This window comes from Rhodococcus sp. Z13 (assembly GCF_025837095.1).
GTDB classification, from domain to species: Bacteria; Actinomycetota; Actinomycetes; order Mycobacteriales; family Mycobacteriaceae; genus Rhodococcus; species Rhodococcus sacchari.
In genome coordinates this window covers 2,514,229-2,532,224 of the sequence record NZ_CP107551.1, presented here as the reverse complement: position 1 = coordinate 2,532,224, position 17,996 = coordinate 2,514,229, and the positions used below count along the sequence as shown (strand labels likewise).

At 72.0% G+C, this 17,996-nt stretch carries 7 protein-coding genes; 3 read left to right on the top strand and 4 right to left on the bottom strand.

Annotation, left to right across the window (positions count from 1 at the left end):
* Window positions 1–21 precede the first annotated feature (21 nt).
* Together OED52_RS11495 and OED52_RS11490 are read left to right on the top strand one after the other, a co-directional pair.
* Window positions 22–894, top strand: coding sequence for an SCO6745 family protein (locus OED52_RS11495; RefSeq protein WP_264151028.1), 873 nt, complete (start codon window positions 22–24; stop codon window positions 892–894).
* 156 nt (window positions 895–1,050) lie between these two features.
* A complete protein-coding gene (locus tag OED52_RS11490; RefSeq protein WP_264151027.1) occupies window positions 1,051–1,503 on the top strand; it encodes a universal stress protein in 453 nt (150 codons plus the stop codon).
* Window positions 1,504–1,579: 76 nt separating this feature from the next.
* On the opposite strand, the gene OED52_RS11485 is transcribed toward OED52_RS11490, so the two are convergent.
* The 3 genes from OED52_RS11485 to OED52_RS11475 form a co-directional block, all read right to left on the bottom strand.
* Window positions 1,580–3,880, bottom strand: coding sequence for a HelD family protein (locus OED52_RS11485; protein ID WP_413247652.1), 2,301 nt, complete (start codon window positions 3,878–3,880; stop codon window positions 1,580–1,582).
* A 214-nt stretch (window positions 3,881–4,094) separates the two neighbouring features.
* The gene (locus OED52_RS11480) at window positions 4,095–5,135 is read right to left on the bottom strand and encodes a DoxX family protein (RefSeq protein ID WP_264151026.1); all 1,041 of its coding nucleotides are present in this window, start codon (window positions 5,133–5,135) and stop codon (window positions 4,095–4,097) included.
* A gap of 162 nt (window positions 5,136–5,297) precedes the next feature.
* Window positions 5,298–6,947 (bottom strand): alkaline phosphatase D family protein, encoded by a 1,650-nt coding sequence (locus tag OED52_RS11475; protein ID WP_264151025.1) that lies wholly within the window; start codon window positions 6,945–6,947, stop codon window positions 5,298–5,300.
* Between the two features lie 209 nt (window positions 6,948–7,156).
* On the opposite strand from OED52_RS11475, the gene OED52_RS11470 reads away from it, so the two are divergent.
* Window positions 7,157–7,405: a hypothetical protein gene (locus OED52_RS11470; protein WP_264151024.1), complete on the top strand. Its 249-nt coding sequence runs from the start codon at window positions 7,157–7,159 to the stop codon at window positions 7,403–7,405.
* Window positions 7,406–7,458: 53 nt separating this feature from the next.
* Here the strand turns inward: OED52_RS11470 and OED52_RS11465 are convergent, their stop codons facing one another.
* Window positions 7,459–17,964, bottom strand: a complete 10,506-nt coding sequence (locus OED52_RS11465; RefSeq protein WP_264151023.1) for a type I polyketide synthase — start codon at window positions 17,962–17,964, stop codon at window positions 7,459–7,461.
* Between the last annotated feature and the right edge of the window lie 32 nt (window positions 17,965–17,996).

Below are 17,996 nucleotides of genomic sequence, written 5' to 3'. Positions count from 1 at the left end.
AAGTCGGTAGGGTCCCCTCCCATGGAGCCCTCATCGGCCGGGCGTGCCGCCCGCGCACTCGAACTGCTGCACTCGGTGGCCTACTTCGCACCCGAGATCCCCCGGGAACTCGCGGCGATCGGCGTGGACGGCCCGGCCGCCCAGTACTTCGGGGCGCGCTCGGCGCCGCTCGGTCCTGTCGGCCCCGGCGTCGTCACCGCGACCTTCTACAACTTCGCGCCGCGGCTGATCGCCTCCGCGGTCCCGGTCGTCTGGGAGCAGGCCGGCCCGGCGGAGATCACCGCGGCCCGGCTGCGCGGCATCGACGCCGTCTATCGGCGCGTGCTCGGCCCGGAGGTCGTCGACTCCGCCGAGATGGGCGAGGCCGCGGATCTCGCCGCCACCTCCGCCCGCGCGATCCCCGGACCGGAGGGGCGGCCCCTCTACGCCGCCTACGCCGACCTGCCCTGGCCGGAGGAGGCCCACCTGCGGCTGTGGCACGCCCTGACCCTGCTGCGCGAGTACCGCGGCGACGGGCACATCGCCGCCCTGCAGACCGCCGGGCTCTCCGGCCTCGACGCCCTGATCACCCACACCGCCACCGGCATCGGCTTCGCCGCCGAACCGGCGCGGAAGCTGCGCGGCTGGTCGCGGGACGACTGGGCGGCGGCCGAGCAGGGCCTGCGCGAACGCGGCCTGCTGAACAAGCGGGGCGAGCTCACCGGCGAAGGATTCGAGGTCCGCGAACTCGTCGAGGATCTCACCGACGACCTGGCCGCCGCGCCGTGGCGGGCGCTCGGCGACAATGGGGTGGAACGGCTGCTCGACCTGGCGGTTCCGTGGCGGGACGCCGTCGTCGATGCCGGGGTGTTCCCCGCCGGGCTCTTCGGCTCGCGTTACGGTGACGCACGGTAACAAACAACCGGTTTGTGGGATGAGACCCAAACGTCCCACGTGGGCCGGTCCTGCCGCTACTGTCTACGCCAGTGCAGGGCGGGGGAGGGTACAGGTCCTCCGTCGCAGCCTCGACGGCACGCGCCGCCGATGGACCACACACACGATGGAGGATGAATGAGCGCCTACCGGACCATAGTCGTCGGAACCGACGGTTCCGAATCGTCGTATCGGGCCGTGGAGAAGGCTGCTGCTCTCGCCGGTGACGCCGGCGCCGAACTGGTGATCGCGTGCGCCTACTATCCCGCCGATCCCAAGGAGACCGCGCAGGCCGCAGACGTGCTGCGGGACGAGGCGTACCAGGTCACCGGTTCCGCCCCCACCTACGAGATCCTGCGCACCGCGCGGGAGAAGGCTCTCGTCGCCGGTGCCAAGAAGATCTCCGAACGACCCATCGTCGGTGCCCCCGTCGAGTCGCTGCTCACCCTCGTCGAGGAGGTCGGCGCCGACCTGCTCGTCACCGGCAACCGGGGCCTGAACACCCTCACCGGCCGCCTGCTCGGCTCCGTGCCCTCGGATGTCGCCCGCAAGGCCACCTGCGACGTGCTGGTCGTGCACACCGTGCGCTGACCGTCCACCGACGGACCCACGGCCGCCGCACCGCACCCCGCGATGCGGCGGCCGTCGTCGTTCCCGCGGTGCCCGGCTAGCAGTGCGTCGCCGAGGGCAGGCCCGACAGCACCTCCGGTAGCGGCGCCGAGTGCACCACACCGAGACGCTGCGTCGCGCGGGTCAACGCCACGTACAGGTCGTTCATGCCGCGGGACGAATCGGCGAGGATCTCCGCCGGTTCGACGAGCAGCACCGCGTCGAACTCCAGGCCCTTGACGTCCTTGACGGTCGCCACCGTCACCGACGGCGACGCCAGATGCTCCCACTCGGCCACCAGCCGCGCCGGCGCGAGCACCGCCGTCGTGCCCGGCCCGTCCTCGTCCTCGAGCGCGGTCCGCACCGCCTCGAGCACCGCGTCCTCGTCCACCTGCCGCGCCCACGGCTCGAAACCCGACTCGCGCACCGACTGCGGCGGCACCTGCTCGGGATCGATCTCCGCCAGCACCGCGTGCGCGATCCGCATGATCTCCGCGGGGGTGCGGTAGTTCACCGTCAACTCGGTGCGCCGCCACCGGTTCGCGACGTACGGCTCGAGGATCTCCTGCCACGACTCGGTGCCCGCCGGATCCCCGGTCTGCGCGGTGTCGCCCACCAGGGTCATCCACCGGTTCGGGATGCGCCGCATGATCGTCCTCCAGGCCATCGCCGACAGCTCCTGCGCCTCGTCGACGATCACGTGACCGTAGGTCCAGGTGCGGTCCCCGGCGGCACGCTCGGCGGTGGTCTCGTGCCGGCGGTGGTTCTGCCGCTCGGCCAGCTGCGTCGCGTCGATCAGGTCGTACGCCATGAGCAGTTCCGGATCGAGATCGTCCTCGAGATCCTGCGGCGCCGAGCCGGTGAGGATGTCGAGCGCCCCCTGCGCGTCGGCGATCTGCTTGCGCCACCGCCGCTTCGCGCGTTCCCGCTCCGCCGCGTCGTCGACACCGAGCAGCTCGGCCAGCTCGTCGAGCAGGGGAGCGTCCGCCGCACTGAACTGCCCGTACGCGTCGGGCCGGTACAGCGCCGCGACCTCCTCCGCCGACAGTCCCGCCGACGCGAGCCGCTCCTCGGAGGCGAGCAGATCCGACAGCACCTGCTGCGGGGTCAGCTCCGGCCACAGCGAGTCGATCGCCGCGACGATACCCGGATCCGCGCGCATCTCCGAGCGGATGTCGTGGAGGTCGTCGCGGCTCAGCAGGTTCGCGCCACCGAGCGGATTCGACCCGATGATCTCCGCCAGCTGATCGGCGAGCGCCTCGATCACGCCGCTGACGAAGATCGGCCGCGCCAGATTGTGCGGCCGGCGCGACGACCGTGCCCGCCCCCGCGCCTTCGTCGCGATCTTGCGGTCCAGGCTCAGCGCGTAGGTGTCGAAGCTCAACCGGATCGGGGTGCGCGGCACCTCCTGCCGGTCGCGCACCGCCTTCGTCAGTACCTTCACCATGTCGAGCGAACCCTTGATCTCCCCGGCCTCCGGAGAGTCCTCGACGGTGGGGGATACCCCCGGATACAGCTCGCCGACGGTGGACAGCAGCACACCGGTCTCACCGAGCGAGGGCAGCACCTGCCCGATGTAGTCGAGGAACCGTGAGTTCGGGCCGACGATGAGCACACCGCTCTTCGCGAGCTGCTTGCGGTAGGTGTAGAGCAGGTAGGCGGCGCGGTGCAGCGCCACCGCCGTCTTGCCCGTCCCCGGACCGCCCTGCACCACCAGCACGCTGCGGTGCTCAGACCGGATCACCGCGTCCTGCTCGGCCTGGATGGTCGCCACGATGTCGTGCATCTGTCCCGTGCGCGCGGCGTTGAGCGCGGCCAGCAACGCCGACTCCCCGGCCACCCCGCCCGCCGAGGGGGTGTCGCCGTGCTCGAGCGCCGCGTCGAGATCGAGGTACTCGTCGTGCAGCGCCGTCACCGTCCGGCCGCGGCTGCGGATGTGCCTGCGCCGCACCACCCCGTCCGGGGCTGCGGGGGTCGCGAGATAGAAGGGCCGGGCCTGCGGGGCGCGCCAGTCCAGCAGCAACGACTCGTAGTCGTTCTTCTCGTCGAGGATTCCGAGCCGGCCGATGTAGCGGACGTCCTCACCGTCGGCGTGCTTGCCGTCCTCACCGCCCTGTACGTCGATGCGCCCGAAGCACAGGCCGTGCTCGGCGGCGTCGTACTTGGCGATGTCCTCGGTGTACATGTGGGTGTACGACTCGCGTTCGCTGCGGGCCTGCGGCGTCCCTCCGGTCTCGCGCAGCACGCGGGACAGCCGGGTCTTCGCGTACTCGCGCAGACCGTCGAGGTGCGTGTAGAGCATCGACACGTAGGCCTGTTCCTGGTCGAGCTCCGGATGGGACGCGCCATCGAGCGGCACATGAACTCCTCGGGTAGGGCTGAACGAGATCGGGGTCGTGACGCACGAGCGGTGCGTCCGAGAAAGTGCCCGAGAAGTCTAGTCGCCCCGGCCGGGTGCGCGCAGAAGGGCTGGTCGGAACCATCGCAGCGACCCATCCGCTACGACGATGGCTGTTCGCAACAGGTAAATTCCTGTAGCGAACAGCCATCCTTGTAGCGAACGAGCCCGGCGGCTACTTCTTCTTCTCCAGCTTCGCCAGCTTGGCGGCGAGCTTCTTCTCCGCCTTCTCGGCCTGCTTGCGGGCCTCCTCGGCGCGGGCCCGGGCCTTCTCCGCCGCGGCGAGCGCCTTCGCGTTCAGGAGCGCGGACCGCTCCTCGGCCAGCTTCGCCCACTCCTCGCTGCGGTCGAGGGTGGTGTCCCACAGCTTCGCGCCGCGCTCGCGGGCCACCTCGGCGAGTTCGGGGGTGCGTTCGCGGGCGAGACCGAGCAGCTCGGTGCCGCGGCCGCGGGCCTCGTCGGCGAGCTCCGGCGCGCGATCACGGGCCAGCTCGAGGATCTCCGAGCCGCGTTCCCGCGCCCGCTCGGCGAGGACCGGCGCGCGATCCCGCGCGACCTCCAGCAGACCGCTGCCACGCTCGCGGGCCACCTCGGCCAGCTCGGGTCCGCGTTCCTTCGCCACATCGAGCAGATGCCCGCCCTGCTCACCGGCTTCGTCGGCGAGGACCTTCACCCGCTCGGCGACGGTGTGCAGACCCTCCGTCAGGGCCTCACTCCGATGGTCCGGCGACGAGCCCGGCAGCACCGCGGCGACCGACTGCTGCGCGCGGCGCGCGGCGCGGCGGCCACGCCAGCCCAGCGACGGTTTGCCCTCGGTGTCCACCGAGGCGATGAGCAGACCACCGAGGAGGCTGACGTTCTTGATGAACTGGGTGCGTTGCTGCGCGCGGGTGGCCGGGTCGTCGGCGTTCCAGAAGTCGTGGCCGGCGAGGGTGGTCGGCACGAGGGTGCCGGCCAGGGCCAGCGCGGAGAGCCGCGGGGCCTTGCCGAGGGCGAGCAGCGCGCCGGCGCCGATCTGCACCGCGGCGTTGATCTGCACGAGCGTCTCGGGGCTGCTGGGCAGCCGGTCGGTGACCGAGGCGGGCAGGGCGCTCAACGCCTGATCGAGGCCGGGCTGCGCGGCACCCGCCTTCGGCTCGGGTTTGCGCAGGGCGTCGACGCCCCCGGCGATGAATATGGACGCGAGCATGGGCCGCGCGATTCTCCGAACGAGCATGTGCTTCCTCCCGTGGTCGGCTTCCGTTTTCCGAACCCTGACACAGGTACCCCCGGCGATACCGGAATATGCGCCGATCCGGAAGGATTACGGACCGCACGGAATACGAGGATTTCCGAAACCCCTCTTGCTCGGGTGCCCACAACACCCCCACCCGGAGACTCAGGGCTCGTCGGGAACCGAAAGGCTCAGCTCGGCCACGATTTCGAAGAGGCTGCCGGCGTGTGTGGTGCGCTCGATCACCAGGTCGGCGGCGCGCCCCAGGATCCGGAGGGTCGCGATCTGATTGCCGAAGGTGGGACCGGCGACCCGGCGCCACGACACGGAAACCGGTGGAACCGCCGTCACCACACCGAGGACGGCGCGCGCCCATCGCTCCGCCGTCCGGCTCCACGCGACCCGGAACGCCACCCGGATCGCCGCAGGAACACGATTGTGCAGGGGCGAACAGGTCAGCTGGTAGACCGCGGCCCGCACAGGTGCGTCGAACCGGGCCCGCGCCACATATGCGTGGTGGACGTCCCCCGACAGGACACACACCGTCGCGGGGGCGCGACCGGACGGGCCGGTACGGCCACCACGACCCACCTCGGCCAGCAACCGCGTGAACCGCTCGAAGGAGACCCCGAAGGCCGACCAGTGCTCGAGATCAGCTGCGCGCCGGAGCTTCTCGGACCACAGTGCCCACCGCCGCCCGCGGGCACCGGAAGTGAGCTTCTCGTCCCAGACTTCGATGTCGTGCATCGCCCGGGGAAGCAACCAGGGCAGTGACGTCCCGATCAGCAAATGGTCGTAGTCGCCGACGGTCTGCTCCTCGATCCAGTCGAACTCGGGATCGGTCACCATCTCCCGCCGGTCGGATGTGAGCAGACGCCCGCACCGCGAATCGATCACCAGCATTCGCGCCGGCCCGAAGTCCCGTCGATAGGACCATCGTGCGCCCGGGGCGCCGTCCGCCTCCTCGTCCGCGCCCGAGGCGAAGGCGCGGAGGATCGGCTCGGCGTCACCGGTGCTGTTCCGCACCTGCTGGTAGAGCCGGTCGCCGGCGAGGTCGCCCGGAGAGAGGTTCCCGAGATGCTGATAGATCCAGTACGACATAAGAGCGCCCACGATGCGTTCCTCCCACCACGGGGAGGCCTCCATCTCGGCCCGCCACGAATACGAGGTGTTCCAGTCGTCGTGCACGTCGTGGTCGTCGAAGATCATCGACGTCGGCACGTTCGACAGCAGCCACCGCACGGTGCGTTCCGACCACGACCGGGCGTAGAGCCAGGTGTACTCCTCGAAGTTTCGGACCTGCGCACCCGGAGGCTCCGACAGATCGTGCCGTTCGCCGACCCGCCGCTTCATCTCCGGGGAGAGCTCGTCGGCGTACACCTGGTCACCGAGCAGCAAAAGGGCGTCCGGCCAGTCGCCGGGAGGTCGGGAACGCATACGCCGGCCGTAGGCGAGGAGAGCATCGGTTCCGAAGATCTCCGTGGGTTCCTCGTCGTCCGAGGTCGACGCCACCCGGCACGATCCGAACGCCAGGACGAACTCGGACGTGCCGGTCGCGCGGGTCCGGATCAGCGGCGGATCCTCCCCGGCCGCCGGCCAGGCGACCTCCCCGTCCAGAACGACGCGATAGGGCGAGATCGTGCCGGGTTCCAGATCCTCGACGGGAACGACGGCGTAGTGATGCCCGGCGACCGTCCACGTCCGTTCCGCACGGTCGAGCACCCGCACGGTGCACGGCTCGGACGTCTCGACCCAGATCGTGGCGTCCGTGGTACCCACGTGCCTGAGCAGGGGACCGAGCACGAGTTGCACCACGACGTCACGGATTCCGTGCTCGGCGCAGCCACGATGTCATACGCTCCGACGGTACTCGCCCACGCGCTCGCCAGGACGGTTCCGCAGAACTTCCTCGTCGGTTCGCAGGACCCGGAGCGGCGCTCGGGAGGACCCTGGGAGACGGGGAATTCTCGACCGGCCGTGTGCCTGGGGTGCAGCCGGAATCTGCGACCGGAACGGAGCCGATCATGAGCGAGAGCCACCACCGCGCCGAATGGGCCGACCTCGACGAGGAGACCAGGCAGCGGGCGCGGGAGAAGGCCGAGGAGATGGACCGGATGTACGAACCCGGCGCGCGGGAGACCACAACCGTGCCGGGGACGAACGGGATGGTCTCCGGGACGGCGTTCGCGGACTCGGGCGAGGAGCGGACGAGGGACGAGCGGGCGTCCACGGACGAACAGGCGGAGCCGAGCACGGACGATGCCGATCAGTGAGATGTCCCCGATCGAATCGACAGGGTCCGGGTTCGGCGGAGCGTGCTCGGCACTCACCCGTTGCCGGACGGATCGCGCCCGTTGCCGGGTCCCAGATCACGGTCGATCAGGTTCAGGATCTCCTCGCCGGTCGCCGCGCGAATCCGATCGACCGCCTCGGCACCGGCCTTGCCGTCGGCCCGGATCTCGGCCAGTAGGTGTTCCAGCCGCTCCGCGATCGCGGACCGCGCCTGCCTGTCCTCCCCGACCTCGGCGAGGTCCAGCCGGAGCCGGTCGATGTCGGCACAGACGACCGACATCGGATCCGGAACCAGTTCCGCGCGCAGGAACTCGGCGACCGCCCGCGGATTCGGGTGATCGAACACCAGCGTCGGCGGCAACCGCAGCCCGGTGGCGGCCCCGAGCTGATTGCGCAGTGTCACCGCGGCCAGCGAGTCGAACCCGAGTTCCTTGAACGCCTGCTCCGGGTCGACCGCGTCCGGGTTGTCGTAGCCGAGGACCGTGGCTGCCGCGCCCCGGACCAGCTCGAGCATCAGATGCCGCTGCGCGGGCACCGACCGCTCGGCAAGACGCTGCGCCCACTCCGACGACCCGGCACCGGTGGATCCGGTCGCCGCGGGGCCCGCGGCCCGCGGACGGGATTCCCGGATCAGGCCGCGCAGCGGCGCCGGCACGAAGGGTGCGGCTGCGCCGGCGTGGTCGAACCGGGCGGCCACCACGGTGGGCACCCCGGCCGCCACCGCGCGGTCGAAGAGGACCAGGCCGTCGTCCGCGGTCAGCGGCACCATGCCGCTACGGCGGGACCGGACAAGATCGATCGTGCCGAGTTCGCCGGTCATCGCGCTCGGCGACGCCCACATGCCCCACGCGATCGAGAGCGCGGGCAGACCGAGGGCACGACGGTGCCGGGCGAGCGCATCGAGGAACATGTTCGCCGCGGCATAGTTCGCCTGCCCGGGCGACCCGAGAATGCCGGCGAGGGACGAGAACACGACGAACGCCCGCAGGTCGGAGGTCGCGGTCAGCCGGTGCAGATGCCAGGCCGCGTCGACCTTCGGCCGCAGTACCGCGTCGAGGCGTCCGGGGGTGAGCGAGGTCAGGGTGGCGTCGTCGATCACGCCGGCCGCGTGGACGACGGCCGTCAGCGGATGCGCCGGCGGTATCCCGTTCAGTACCTCGGCGAGCGCGATCTCGTCGGTCGTGTCGCAGGCCACCGCCCGCACCTCGGCCCCCAGATCGTCCAGTTCGCGCAGCAACCGGTCGCATCTCTCGGCGGCCGGTCCGCGGCGGCTCGTCAACAGCAGGTGCCGTGCCCCGTGGGCGGTCACCAGGTGCCGCGCGAGCAGCGCCCCCAGCGTGCCGGTACCGCCGGTGATCAGGACGGTGCCGTCGGGATCGAAGGGTGAACCGGACTCGTCGACGACCCGCAGCGGCCGCACCCGCGGCGCGAGCACGGTGCCGTTGCGGACCGCCGACTGCGGTTCCCCGCTTGCCAGCGCGACCGCGATCGCGGTTTCGGGGTCCGCCGCGTCGTCGAGGTCGACCAGCACGAATCGGCCCGGATTCTCGCTCTGCGCGGAGCCCACGAGCCCCCACACCGCCGCGGCCGCCGGATCGATGTCCGTCGCGCCGTCCGGCTCGGTGCCGGTGACCGTCGCGTGGCGGGTCACGAGCACGAGCGTTCCGTCCGCGTCCTCGTCGTCGAGCCACTCCTGCAACACGCGCAGCACCCGGGTGCACAGCTCATGGGTGGCGTCGGGCCCGGGCCCACCGGCCGGACGGCACTCGACGAGCACCGTCCGCGTCCGCTCGTCCGCCGCGGAGGTCTCGACCGGCACCCAGGACAGCCGATGCAGTCGCCGCGCCGCCGCGTGTGCTGCCCCCGGCCTGCCGGCCGGTGTCCCGACCTGCAGTGCGTCGACGGTCAGGACCGGCGCACCGGCGGTATCGACGGCGAGTACGCGATACCGGCCGTTCCCGAAGGCGTCGACGCTCACCGACAATGCCTCCGCGCCGACGCTGTGCAATCGGATCCCCGACCAGACCAGCGGCGTGTCGCCCTCGCCGAGCAGCGGTGCGAGCGCCGCCTGCAGGAGCTCCGGATGGATGCCGAAACCGTCCGTGTCGGTGCCGTCGTCGAGGTGCACCTCGGTGTCGGTGTCGAGCTGCACCTCGGTGTCGGCGTCGACCGCGACGCGAGGTGCCCCACCGGGTGCGGCGACATCGTCGATCGTCGCCGAGGCGTTCCGCATCCAGGTGTCCGCACCCTCGGTCTCGTTCGGGGTGGACGAGATCGTGACCGTGCGACTGCCGTCACTGGCGGGCGCCGACACGTGCACACGGATCGACGCCTGCCCCGACGGCGCGAGCAGGAGCGGACGGTGCACGGTGAGTTCGGCGACGTGGCCGAGACCGACATGGTGCGCCGCGTGCAGGACGAGATCGACCAGCACCGTCGGCAGCACCGTCTTCTCCTCATCGGACGACGGCTCGGCATCGTCGTCCGACGGTGACGGCACGAGCCACGAATCCCGGTGCAGCGACAGCTGTCCGGTGAACATCACCGCGTCGTCCTCGAGCGGCACCACGGCACCGAGCAGGGGATGACCGGCTGCGCTCAGCCCCAGTTCCACCGGATCGCCGCTCGCGCGCGTCGGTGCGGTCGGCCAGAAGGACCGCCGCTGGAACGCATAGGTGGGCAGCTCCACCCGGCGGCGGCCGGGCAGCATCCGATCCCAGTCGATCGTGACGCCGTGCACGAACGCCGCGGCCACTGCCTCGACGACCTCGTGTGCCTCGTCGCCGCGACCGGGCAACGTGGCGATCGCGGTCGGTACGAGCTCGGAGGCGAGCGACGTCAGGGTCGCACCGGGACCGACCTCGACCACGCGGGTGACGCCGAGGCCGTCGAGTGTGCGCACCCCGTCGTGGAAACGCACGGTGTGCCGCAGGTGCCGGGCCCAATAGTCCGGGGACGCGAGTTCCTCGGCCGTCGCGACGCGTCCGGTGACGTCGGAGATCACCGGGATCTCCGGTGGCTGCGGCCTCAGCCGCGCCACCACGGCGGTGAACCGATCGAGGACGGGTTCCATCAAGGCCGAATGGAAGGCTCGGCCCACCCTCAGGGTCGTGGTCTGCAGCCCGGCGGCGGACAGCTCGGCGGCGACGGTGCGGATGTCGCGTTCGGCGCCCGACAGCACGACCGCGTCGGGGCCGTTGACGGCGGCGAGGTCGACACGGCCGTCGATCCGCGACAGGATGTCCTGCTCACCGGCCCGCACGGCGAGCATCAGGCCCGGTTCGGTCGACTGCATCAACCGGCCGCGAGCACCCACGAGGGCGGCGGCATCGGGCAGGTCGAACACCCCCGCGACGTGGGCGGCGGCGATCTCGCCGATCGAATGGCCGATCAGACAATCGGGGCCGAGGCCCCACTCCCGCAGCAACCGGTACAGCGCGACCTCGACGGCGAACAGCGCCGGCTGGGTGTACTCGGTGCGGTCGAGCGCACCGCCGGTGTCGTCCCAGAGCACCTGCCGCACCGGGATTTCGACGTGCTCGTCGAGCGCGGCGCACACCTCGTCCAGGGCGCGGGCGAACACCGGGTAGGTCTCGTACAGGCCGCGCCCCATCCCGATGCGCTGCGCACCTTGACCGGTGAACATGAACGCCGTCCGGCCCCGGGTGCTCGTTCCGGTCACGACGGTGCCGCCGGACCGCCCGGCCGCGAGGCGGGTCAGGCCGTCGAGCAGCTCGGCCGGTGTCGTGCCGACCACCGCGGCGCGGTGGGCGAAACCGGACCGGGTGGTGGCCAGCGAGTACGCGAGGTCGGCCGGATCCGGGAGATCCGCGCTCCCACAGAATTCCGCCAGCCGAGCCGCCTGCGCGCGCAGCGCCTGCTCGGTCCTTCCCGAGAGCACCCAGGCCAGTGGGACCGCCGGCGGCGGCGTCACCTCCGGCGGCGTGGGTGTGGGCGGCTGCTCGAGGATCACGTGCGCGTTCGTGCCGCTGATCCCGAACGACGACACCCCGGCGCGCCGGGGCCGTCCGGTGTCCGGCCACGGCACCGGTTCGGCGAGCAGCGCAACCTCTCCCGCGGTCCAGTCGACGTGCCGGGTCGGTGTGTCGCCGTGCAGGCTCGGCGGCAGCACCCCGTGCCGCATCGCCATCACCATCTTGATCATGCCGGCCACCCCGGCCGCTGCCTGCGCATGGCCGATGTTCGACTTGATCGATCCGAGCCACAGCGGCCGCCCGTCCCGCTGCTGCCCGTAGGTGGCCAGCAGCGCCTGCGCCTCGATCGGATCCCCGAGTCGCGTGCCGGTGCCGTGCGCCTCCACGGCGTCGATGTCCGCGGGACCGAGTCCGGCGGACGCCAGCGCCTGCCGGATCACGCGTTCCTGGGACGGCCCGTTCGGGGCGGTCAGGCCGTTGGAGGCCCCGTCCTGGTTGACCGCCGAGCCGCGGACGAGCGCGAGCACCCGGTGGCCGTGGCGTTCGGCGTCGCTGAGCCGTTCGAGCACCACCATTCCCGCGCCCTCGCCGAGCCCGGTGCCGTCCGCCCGGTCCGAGAACGGCTTGCAGCGGCCGTCCGGCGCGAGCCCGCGCTGCCGGCTGAACTCGACCAGCACACCCGGAGTGGCCATCACCGTCGCGCCCCCGGCCAGCGCCAGCGCACACTCCCCGTCCCGCAGCGCGCGGGCCGCGAGGTGCACGGCCACCAGCGACGACGAGCAGGCCGTGTCGACGGTGACCGCCGGACCGGTGAACCCGAACGCGTAGGCGATCCGGCCGGAGGCCACGCTGTTGCTGGTCCCGGTCATCAGGTAACCCTCGGCGTCGACGTCGCGCCGGGTCATCAGGTGGAAGCCGTAGTCGCCACCCATCAGTCCGATGTAGACACCGGTATCGGACAGGCCGGGGGCGTCCGGCCGGATCCCCGCGTGTTCCAGCGCCTCCCAGGCACTTTCGAGGAGCAATCGATGCTGCGGATCCATCGCGATCGCCTCGCGCGGGCTGATCCCGAAGAACGCGGCGTCGAATTCGTCTGCGTCGTAGAGGAATCCACCCTCCCTCATGTACGTGGTGCCGGTCCGTTCCGGATCGGGGTCGTACACCTCGTCGAGATTCCAGCCCCGGTTGAGGGGGTACTCGCCGACGGCGCACCGGCCGTCGCGCACGAGTCGCCACAGATCGTCGGGGGAGTGCACCTCACCCGGATACCGGCAGGCCATCCCGACGATGGCGATCGGGTCGTCGTCCCGGCGGGTGCGGACGGGGGCGGTCGCCGGTTGCGGAGCGGTCTCGCTGCCGAGCAGGCGGTCGAGCAGCTCCCGCGCGAGTGCGTCCGCGGTGGGATGGTCGAACACCACCGTCGCGGCCAGCTTGACGCCGGTCGCAGTGGCCAGCTGATTGCGCAATTCCACCGCGGTGAGCGAGTCGAAGCCGAGCTGCTTGAACGCCCGCCCCGGGTCGATCGCTTCGCTGTCGTCGTAGCCGAGGGCCGCGGCCACGTGGGTGGTGACGATGTCCAGCACCCGGCCGTACCGGTCGCCGGGGTCCGACGCGCGCAGCTCGTCGGCGAGTCCGGTCGACGATGCGGTGGCCGCGACCCGGCGGCGCCGGCTCCCGAGGACCCGGCGCAGGATCGGCGGCAGCGTGGCCCCCTCGGTGTGCGCGGCGCACCTCGAGAGCCGCAGCGGCACGAGCAGGGGACGGTTCGCGGCGAGTGCGGCATCGAACAGGGTCAGCCCCGAGTCCACGTCGATGGTGTCGATGCCGTTGCGCTGCAACCGGTCCAGGTCGCCGGCATCGAGATGGGACGTCATGCCGCTCGGGCGATCCCACAACCCCCAGGCCAGGGAGATCGCCGGGAGCCCGCGGGCGCGGCGGTGCTGGGCGAGGGCGTCGAGGAAGACGTTGGCCGCCGCATAGTTCGACTGTCCGGCGCCGCCGAGGACCCCGGCGGCGGAGGAGAACAGCACGAACGCGGTCAGGTCCCGTTCGCGGGTGAGCTCGTGCAGGTGCCAGGCGCCGTCGAGCTTGGGCCGCAGCACCGCGTGCAACTGCTCCGCGCTCAATGTGGCGGCGGTGGCATCGTCGAGCACCCCGGCGGCGTGGATCACGCCGGTGAGGCCGGGAATGCCGTCGAGCAGCGCGGCCACCGCCGCGCGGTCGGCCACGTCGCACGCGGCGATCTCGACGTCGGTTCCGGTGGCGGCGAACTCGGCGCGCAGCGCGGCCGCGCTCTCGGCGTCGAGTCCGTGCCGACCGGTGAGCACGAGCCTGCGCACCCCGTACCGGCCGGCGAGGTGGCGGGCGATCAGCCGGCCGATGGTCCCGGTGCCCCCGCTGATCAGAACCGTGCTGTCCGGGCCGAAGGGCGGCGCACCGGTGTCGGGCGTCGCCGCGGCGGGTGCCACCGCGGCGAGCATCGGTGTCAGCAGCGCCCCGTCCCGGACCGCCAGCTGGGATTCGTTGCAGGACAGAGCTGCCGACAGCAACGCCGGATCGGGGAGTTCGCCGGACGGTCCGTCCAGGTCCACCAGGGTGATGCGATCGGGATGCTCGTTCTGCACGGCACCGAGCAGGCCCCGGACGGGTGCGGCGGCGACATCGTCGACCGGCGGTTCGTCGTCCCGGACCACCACCGCGTGCCTCGTCGTGACCAGCAGGTGGGTGTCGGCCAGGCGTTCGTCCCGGAGCCAGGACTGCACCGCGTGCAGCGTCGCCTCGGCTGCGGCGTGCGCGCGGGCCGGTGTATCGGGTTCGATGCCCGGTGTGGCGGGCAGCCACAGAACACGACCGGCGGGATCGTCCCCGGCGAGCGCCTCCGGCAGCGGCAGCAGGTCCACCGGCATCGGGTCCGCCGGCGGCGCGACCGGCACCCACTCGACGCGGTAGAGGCCGGCGCCGGCCCCCGGGACCGGAACACCCGTCTCCCCGAGAGGCCGCAGCGTCAGCGAGTCCGCGGTCACCACCGGCCGGCCGGCCGCGTCGTAGGCCGACACCCGATAGCGCTCCGGTCCGGTCCCGGCGACGTGCACCCGCAGCGCGGAGGCGCCCACGGCATGCACCTGCACGTCCCGCCACGCGAACGGCATCCGCACACCGGTCTCGGTGGCTCCGAGCGCGATCAGGTGCAGAGCGGCATCGAGCACCGCCGGATGGATCCCGTACCCCGCGACCACCGCGGCCGGATCCTCACCGCCCAGGCGCACCTCACCGAATATGTCGTCGCCGCGGCGCCACGCCGCCCGCAGACCCCGGAAGACCGGACCGTACCCGTAGCCGGCCTCGTCGAGCAGGTCGTAGAGACCGCGGACGTCGACCGGTGCGGCACCGGTGGGTGGCCACTGCGGTTCCGGGAAATCGGCGCCGCCCAGGACCGCGGTCGTGAGCGTGCCGGTGGCGTGCCGGGTCCACGACGTGTCCGGCGGGGAGTCCGCAGGCCGCGAGTGCACCGACACCGCGTATCGGCCGGTCCCGGCGTCGGCGAGCACACTCACCTGCACCGCGACCTCACCGTCGGCGGGGATCACCAGCGGCGCCTCCAGGGTGAGCTCGTCGAGCCGATCGCAGCCGACGCGGCTGCCCGCGTGCAGCGCGAGTTCCACGAAAGCCGTGCCGGGCAGCACGACGATGTCGCCGACCATGTGGTCGTGCAGCCACGGAAGCCGCCGCAGGGACAGCACCCCCGTGGACACCGCGCCCCGGCCGTCACCGAGGTCGACCGACGCGGCGAGCATCGGATGCCCACCCGTGTCCATGCCGGCCGACGCGACATCACCCTCCGGCGCGGGGGCGTCCAGCCAGTAGCGGCGGTGCTGGAATGCGTACGTGGGCAGGTCCACCCACGGCTGCCCTTCGGGGCGCCGCGCCCACCGCACCCGCTCCCAGTCGACCTGCACACCGTGGACGTACGCGTCCGCGAGTGCGGCGGTGAACTGACGCAGGTCCGCCCGGTCGCGCCGGAGAGTGCCGACGACACGACCGGCGACGCCCTCCGCGTCGAGCGTTTCCTGCATCGGCACGGTCAGGACGGGATGGCTGCACGACTCGACGAACAGGCGGTACCCGTCCGCGACCAGCATTCTCGTCGCCTGCTCGAAACGGACCGGGTGGCGCAGATTCCGGTACCAGTACTCGGCGTCGAGCGCGGCACCGTCCAGCTCGCCGCCGGTCACCGCCGAGTAGAACGGAATCCTCGACCGGCGCGGACGGACCGGGGCCAGCACGTCGAGGATCGGTTCGCGCAGCACCGACACGTCCGCGCAGTGCGAGGCGTACTCCACCGCGATCCGGCGGGCCTGGACGCCGTCCTCCCGCCACCGCCCGACCAGTTCGTCGAGTGCCTCGACGGGACCGGACACCACCGTCGTGGACGGCCCGTTGATCGCGGCCACCTCGACGGCACCGGCCCAGGGAGCGATCGCATCCCGCACCGCGTCCTCGGGAAGCGCCACCGACGCCATCCCGCCGCCGCGCCGCGCCGACGCCGCGATCACCCGGCTGCGCGCGGCGACGACCAGCGCCGCATCGGACAGGCTCAGCGCACCGGCGATATGAGCGGCGGCGATCTCACCCTGCGAATGCCCGACCACCGCCGCGGGTTCGACCCCGTGGGAGCGCCACAACGCGGCGAGCCCGACCATCATCGCGAACAGTGCCGGTTGCACCACGTCGACGCGGTCCAGCGACGCCGGATCCCGGTCACGCAGCACGTCGAGCAGCGCGAACGTCGTGTGCGGCGCCAGTGCCTCGGCGCAGTCGCGCACGACATCGGCGAACACCGGTGAGGTGTCCAGCAGGTCCGCGGCCATCCCGACCCACTGCGACCCCTGACCGGGGAAGACGAACACCGGTCGGTCCCCGGCCTCCACCGCCACACCGGTGACGACGTCGGCGCTCGGGGCGCCGCGCGCGAGTGCGTCGAGACCGCCGAGCAGGGTCTCGGACCGTGCACCGATGACGGCGGCGCGGTGGTCGAAGGTGGCACGCGAGCCCAGCAGCGCCCCGGCGACCGCGGCAGGCGTCGGGTCGGGGTGGGCCGACACGTGGTCGCGTAACCGTTCGGCCTGGGCGCGCAGCGCGGACTCGGTGTGGCCGGACACGCACCAGGCCACGAACTCACCCGTGGGCGCCGTCCGGTCGGGGGCCGGTGCCTCGGCCGGCGGGGACTGTTCCAGGACGACGTGCGCGTTGGTGCCGCTGATGCCGAACGAGGAGACCGCCGCCCGGCGGGGCCGGTCGAGTTCGGGCCACTCCCGGTGCTCGGTCAGCAGGGCCACGGATCCGGAAGACCAGTCGACGTGCGGGGTGGGCCGGTCGACGTGCAGGGTCTTCGGCAGGACGCCGTGCCGCATCGCCATGATCGTCTTCATCACCCCGGCCACCCCGGCGGCGGCCTGGGTGTGCCCGAGATTCGACTTCACCGAGCCGAGCCACAGCGGCCGGTCGGCGGGACGCTCGCGGCCGTAGGTCGCCAGCAGGGCGGATGCCTCGATCGGATCGCCCAGGGTGGTGCCGGTGCCGTGCGCCTCGACCACGTCGACGTCGCCCGGGCCGAGCCCGGCATCGGTCAGTGCCTGCCGGATGACGCGTTCCTGGGCCTGCCGGTTCGGTGCGGTCAGGCCGTTGCTGGCACCGTCCTGGTTGATCGCGCTGCCCCGGATCACCGCGAGGATCCGCCGCCCGTGGCGCTGTGCGTCGGACAGCCGTTCCAACGCGACCATCGCCGCGCCCTCACCCCACGCGGTGCCGTCGGCGGTGGCCGAGAACGCCTTGCAGCGCCCGTCGGGGGCCAGTCCCCGCTGGCGGCTGAACTCGACGAAGACCCCCGGCGTCGCCATGACGGTCGCGCCGCCCGCCAACGCCAGTTCGCACTCGCCGCCCCGCAGTGCCTGCATGGCGAGATGGATGGCCACCAGCGACGACGAGCATGCGGTGTCGACGGTGATCGCCGGTCCGGACAGACCGAAGCTGTACGCCACCCGCCCGGAGGCGACACTCATCGCGTTGCCGGTGATGAAGTACCCCTCGAGATCCGCGGGTGGCCGGCCCCCGGCCCGCGCCGCGTAGTCGATGCCGGACAGACCGGTGAACACCCCGACCCGGGAACCGTGCACGGACCGCGGATCCAGACCGGCATGTTCGAAGGTCTCCCAGCTGGTTTCGAGCAGGAGACGCTGCTGCGGGTCCATGGCCAGCGCCTCGCGTGGGGAGATGCCGAAGACCTCGGGGTCGAATCCCGCCGGGTCGTCGAGAAAGCTGCCCTGCAGTGTGTAGGTCTTGCCGGCCCGATCCGCCTTCGGGTCGTAGAGAGCGGCCGCATTCCAGCCTCGGTCCTCGGGGAAGCCGGTGACGGTCTCCGAACCGGATTCGACCACGCGCCACAGGTCCTCGGGCGACCGCACACCACCGGGGAACCGGCAGCCCATCCCGATGACGGCGATCGGTTCGTGACGCACGGCCTCGGACTCGCGAAGCTTCTCTTTCACCTGGTAGAGCTCGGCGGTCACTCTCTTCAGGTAGTCGAGCAGTGTCGCTTGATCGGTCATCCGAGATCGCCCCTAACCGGAAGCCCCCCGAG